6 protein-coding genes are annotated in these 4,942 nt (G+C 68.5%); 1 reads left to right on the forward strand and 5 read right to left on the reverse strand.

Translation table 11 applies throughout. From position 1 onward, the window contains the following. Positions 1-352: hypothetical protein (locus tag VF825_RS17285; RefSeq protein WP_331115656.1), on the reverse strand; the 352-nt coding region annotated here is incomplete at its 3' end. A 446-nt stretch (positions 353-798) separates the two neighbouring features. On the opposite strand from VF825_RS17285, the gene VF825_RS17290 reads away from it, so the two are divergent. Then, on the forward strand, positions 799-1,536 hold the full coding sequence (locus VF825_RS17290; RefSeq protein ID WP_331115666.1) for a DUF2071 domain-containing protein: 738 nt from the start codon (positions 799-801) through the stop codon (positions 1,534-1,536). A gap of 159 nt (positions 1,537-1,695) precedes the next feature. Here the strand turns inward: VF825_RS17290 and VF825_RS17295 are convergent, their stop codons facing one another. The 4 genes from VF825_RS17295 to VF825_RS17310 form a co-directional block, all read right to left on the reverse strand. Further along, positions 1,696-2,418, reverse strand: coding sequence for a hypothetical protein (locus VF825_RS17295; RefSeq protein WP_331115658.1), 723 nt, complete (start codon positions 2,416-2,418; stop codon positions 1,696-1,698). Then, positions 2,411-3,535, reverse strand: a complete 1,125-nt coding sequence (locus VF825_RS17300) for a C40 family peptidase (protein WP_331115660.1) — start codon at positions 3,533-3,535, stop codon at positions 2,411-2,413. Before VF825_RS17300 ends, VF825_RS17295 begins: the two co-directional genes overlap by 8 nt. A gap of 1 nt (position 3,536) precedes the next feature. After that, entirely contained in the window at positions 3,537-3,776 is a 240-nt protein-coding gene (locus VF825_RS17305; protein ID WP_331115662.1) for a hypothetical protein, read from the reverse strand. 374 nt (positions 3,777-4,150) lie between these two features. Continuing rightward, positions 4,151-4,942, reverse strand: a 792-nt coding sequence (locus VF825_RS17310) for a hypothetical protein (RefSeq protein ID WP_331115664.1), incomplete at its 5' end; no start/stop codon positions are given.

Raw genomic sequence — 4,942 nt, forward strand, 5'->3', positions numbered from 1 at the left:
TGTCTCCCGTGCACGGCTGGGCCAACGACACCATCACAATCGCGACGAACGCCACCACCGACGACGCGAGAGAGACGACCACGGCAACCGACATGAGGAGGCAGAAAGCGCCTGACCTGTTCGCCATGCGCAGCCGTGTCAGCCCCAGAAGGAGGCCCAGCAACACCGACATGGCGGCGAGGCCCCACAGTGCATGCACTGACGGGGTCATTGTGTCGGTCGACGGCGGCTGGGCAAACGCCCAGGTCACCTGACCAGTTACCGCCCCGGCAACAAACGCCAGGAATAGCAGTCCGAGCAGTGCCGCGTAGATGACCGCCGGCCAGTGGTTCCTGACTGGCCGCCAGAACACGTGCCCAGGCGGCGCGGGGGCCAGGACGGGTCAGGCACCCACCCAGGCGGCGGCACCCAGCCCCCAGGGCACCGAGGCCAACCCGGTGCCGGAACCCACACCCAACCCGACGACGCCATGACCCGCAGTATCCCCATGCCCAGCGCGCCGGCGTACCGACACGCGCACCGCACCTTCGATCCGCCGACCCGACGCCGCAGCATCCGGCCGGCACTCCGAGCCCGGTCCAAGTGGACACTCCGTGTGCCGCCAGGTCACCTTGAGTTACACGTGAGGGCTGACAGTCTCTACGGCCGACCTCCACTGCTCCGCAATCGGGTCGGTGGCTCTTCCTGTCTGAGCACTGCCCAACCCTGTACCGGCCCCTTCGTTGACGACCGGCAGCCGTCATCTCTGGCAACAGTCAGGCGGGGCAGGACCGCCGCCCGCATACTCCAAGCGTGACGATGATTACGCGCCTCTCGGGCGAGATCGAGCGTCGGTTGCTGGTCAACTACCGCGTCGATCCCGCGGTCATCGGGCCGCTGTTGCCGGCGCCCTTTCGACCCCAGCTCGTCGATGGCGCGGCCGTAGCGGGCATTTGCCTGATCAGGCTCGGCGGCATGAGGCCCGCAGGGCTCCCTGCGTGGATGGGCCGACGGAGCGAGAACGCGGCGCACCGAGTCGCCGTCGAATGGGACGACCGGGATGGGACGAAGGCTGGCGTCTACATTCCCCGCCGGGACACCGACTCCGTGCTGAACGTAGCTGTGGGCGGGCGCCTCTACCCCGGCCAGCATCACCGAGCGCGGTTTCGAGTTCGCGAGTCCGAAACACACGTCGCCGTTGCCTTTGCCGCTCGAGACGGATCAGTCGACGTTGACGTCGCAGTACGCGTCACCACCGAACTGGCCGGCAGCAAGATCTTCACCGATGTGTCCGCTGCCTCTGACTTCTTCGAGCAGGGATCAGTCGGGTACTCCGCAACAGACCAGGCGCATCGCCTCGATGGCCTGCAGCTCCAGACAAGCGCGTGGAAGGTGGAACCGGTCGAGATACTCAGCGCCCGGTCCAGCTACTTTGACGATGCCGCCGCATTCCCTCCCGGTTCGGTGGAACTCGACTGCGCCCTACTCATGCGTCGTGTTCCGGTCCAATGGAGTGCCCTGCCGCCCCTGGCGGCTCGCGGGTCGGTCGGTCTTTGAAGAAGGCACCCCCCGTACCGAAGAGTCCCGACGCGGCAAGACAGGCTCGGTCGACCGCGCAAAAATGGCCCACACGAATCGGCGATCCGCGTTCCGTCCCGGTCATCTCGGGAGTAGTGACGCTCACCTTGAGAACGGGCTCCGTTAGCGGAAGGCGCGTCAGGATTCGAGCCAGACATGATCGGCCAGAACGGCGGCCATCGAGGGGTGCCGACCGGTGTACTTGCGGGAGCTCCAGAGGAACCAGTCCGACTCATCGACCACCGAGACGTAGATGCGCCCGTCCTCGCCGTACGTGGGTTGGTCAGTGATCCGGAGGTCGAACCGGTACCGCCCGTCCTGATCGACCGTGATGGCACGACGACCGATGAACGAGCGCGCCTCTCGTGCTGGCACGGGTCGGCTGATCCGGGGCGCATTGGGGTCGCTGACTACGTGTGCCACCCAGGGGTCCGTCGAGTCCGCGTGTCCCGGCCCCGAGCCCGGACTTCCCAGGGCCTCCTGGCTGACGTACTCCTCGACCCAGAGCCGCGAGATACCGGCGGCGAAACGAGGCAGGTCCGCATTGCCGGCGAGGGTCCGGTAGTAGTCGGCCTCTTCCTGGACCCAGACGCCCAGCTCGGACAGGCCCTCAATCTCGCTGGGCTCGCTGACGATGCGCAGACCGTCACGCCAGCCGTAGTCCAGCCACTCACCGTGTTCGCCGTAGCTCGTCATCTGGAAGCGGGCTCGGTGGCCGGTCAACGGCTCTGCGATGCTGACGGCCCGCAACGCCACCACTGCGGGCGGCAAAGAGGACGGTGACTGCGCAAGGGACCCCGAGCGGGGCAACCGGCCTTCGAGCAGGGCGTGCAGCTCTCGGTCGAACTCGGTGTCATCCATGACGTCCCCCTGCCTGCATGGCCCCCGGGCGCGAAGGCGGCCGCGCAGCGAATGCGAACTGGCCGGCGAAGTACGGGTCGTGCATCACGTCGTGGACGACCTCGACCGTCTTGCCCGTCCGCGGTGCGTGGACCATGTTGCCCTGTCCGTCGGAGATGCCCATGTGGTGATAGCTACCGGGAGGGTCTGACGGTGCGTGGAAGAAGAGCAGGTCTCCGGACTGCAGCCTGGCGCCTTTGGGGAGGTGAGGCAGGCTGGCGGCGATCTGGTCCGTGACCCGCGGCAGACGGAGCCCGGCGGCCTTGAACCAGGCGTACTGCGCCAGGGAGGAGCAGTCGAAACCCGCAACTGACGCGCCCGCGCCGAAGCCTTGCGTGGGGCCGGAGAAGCCCCCACCACCCCAGCTGTACGGCGTCCCGACCACGGACAGTGCCGCGGCCACGGCGGAACTGCCTGCCGACCCGTCAGCGGCAAAGGAGTCGGCGTCGTAACAGGTGGCGGAGAGGACGGTGGGGTTGCCGACGACCTGTTGAGCCAGGTTCTCCCAGTGGCCGTAGGCGTTGGGGAAGGCGCTGCGTTGCACGGCTTGCGCGGCCTGCGTGAGCGGCATTCGTTGGAAGTCAGCGACCTTCAGCAGTCCGGGCTGGCCACCAGCGCCGCCGTCGTAGAACAGGCGGGCCGCGGCGACGGGGTTGGTCCGGTCACGGGCGCTGCCCCACCCCCCTCGCTGCTGGAAGAGACCGAGGCTGTCGCGGTCCCCGTAGTCCAGGTTCCGCAGTCCCGATTCCTGCATGGCGGTGGCGACGGCGATGACCCACCCGTAGGGCGGGACGTTGAGCTTCCTGCCGACGGCCACGATGGTTTGCGCATTGGCGACCTGCTCGGGCGTCAGGTCAGCCACACTGACGGCCGCCTGAGCGGTGACCGTCGAGCACGCGCCGCTGGCGCTCTGATCCTGTTGGGGCGAGCTGCCTTGGAGGGTCAGGACCAGTACCAGCACGAGAGCACCCCCACCTGCGGCGGCGACCGGCAGGACCACCGCGAGAAGCTTGAGTGCCCGGCGGGCAAGACGCCGTTTGAGCAGCTGGCCGGCGGCAGCGAGTAGCGGCGCAGGCACGTCAGCTCCCCGAGCCCGACATGGTCAGCGCGGGGGTTGGCGCGGCTTGAGGCTGGTCCGCGGGCTCGATGTCGGTCACCTTCCACCGACCGCCAGCGGCGTGCAGCGTGACCGCGACGGGACCACCGTTGGTGGGGACCTCGACGACCTCAGACGTGACCGTGGTGCGAAGGAGCTTGGCCTCGCCGGTCACTGTGCTGGCCGGGACCTGCGCCGGGTCCGTGGAGGAGAGTGTCTTCAAGAGGGACGGGGCAACAAACGGCCGTATGCCGCCGAGCCAGGCTCGCTGGTCGAGCCCAGGCTGGGCCCACGCAAGAACGAAGCCCGCGGCTACGCGCGTGGCGGCCGGGTCAGTGGAGACCGCTGCGTCTGCCCGCCCGCTGGCAGCACTGGGTGAGCTGGCCGTGTCCGACGAAGCGGCGGGCGACGGCGCTGGAAGGGACGGCGCGGCGGTGCCCTTGCTGGCAGGCGCCGGAGCGCGAGGCACGTTCGAGGCTGGGCCGCTATGGGCCACACGGCCAAGGCCAGCAAACAGCAGTAGCACCGCCGCGGCGGTGACCGAGAAGTTGCGCCAGGACCACAACGGCCAGCGCAGGAGCTCATCCCGTCGGGTGCTCACGCCCGCGGTCCTTCCATCTGGTCGGGATCACCGACGACCAGCACGGTGCTCTTGGTAGCTGGGTCATAGATGCGCGGCCCGACACCGTCGCTGCGGACCTCCGTGTGGGAGTCGTGGACGTCGTAGGTCTCGATCCGGCGGAGGTTGGCCGGCGACTCCTCGACCACGTTTCCTTCGATGACGTGCTCGTTGTCCCGCAAGGCGCGCGTCGAAGGGGAGACGCTCGGTGTCGACACTGTTGGTGCCCCCATCGGCCCGCCCGCAAGGTCGTGGGCGGGATCAGGCTGCGCCACGGATGAATTTGAGTAGTCGACGCTGACGCGCGCGACAACCGGCTCGAGCACGGGCACCCGCAGGGGACCGCCAGTGGGCGTGGCGGACTGAACCCTTGGGTGGCTCACCTCCGGGCGGCTGAAGACCTCGGCGGGAAGGTTGATCATTCGGTAGCGCAGCGAGGCGGTAGCCGACCCGGGAGCCGGCGCCGGTGCCTCCTCGTGCTGCTCCTCAGGCTCGTCGGTGCCGTCACGCACGGCCTGACGGGTGACGGCATACCGGGTGACCAGTCGTCCGGCCCGGCGGAGCGTGCTGATCCGGCCTCCGTGTGACAGCCCGACGACGTTGGTCAGCGAGAGCAGCGGGAACATCAGCACGAAAGCGACGATCGTGACGACGAGGCACAGGACCAGGGCCAGCACGTTCATGCCGCCGAGCCGTGCGCGCGACAGGATCGCCGAGATCACCGTGGTGTGCACCGATGACGCTGCTGCGAAGGCGATGACGTTGACGAC

Origin of the sequence: Oryzihumus sp. (assembly GCF_036391795.1) — a bacterium.
Lineage (GTDB): Bacteria > Actinomycetota > Actinomycetes > Actinomycetales > Dermatophilaceae > Oryzihumus.